Below are 243 nucleotides of genomic sequence, written 5' to 3' on the forward strand. Positions count from 1 at the left end.
ATGGCGCTCTGATGGCAGCGCATCGTAAAGCACCTCAAACTGTGGGTTTTTTAGGTGCGTATCAATATTTTTAAAACGAATGATGCGGTGTACTTCACCAACATATAACTCGCCATCTTTACTTGCTACACCTGAAGGCATATTTAAGCCCTCTGCAACCAGCATTATTTTATCTGCTACGCCATCGCTGGTCTGATCAATACGTGCATATACATTGCCGGCTTTACGCGAGCCAACATATAC

Annotated in this window: 1 pseudogene; it reads right to left on the reverse strand. The window is 44.0% G+C overall.

Annotation, left to right across the window (positions count from 1 at the left end):
* A pseudogene (locus AAEZ18_RS19470) lies at positions 1–243 on the reverse strand (PQQ-dependent sugar dehydrogenase); the annotation flags it as partial.

Origin of the sequence: Pseudoalteromonas sp. 19-MNA-CIBAN-0066, from assembly GCF_040308705.1 — a bacterium.
Taxonomy (GTDB): Bacteria; Pseudomonadota; Gammaproteobacteria; order Enterobacterales; family Alteromonadaceae; genus Pseudoalteromonas; species Pseudoalteromonas nigrifaciens.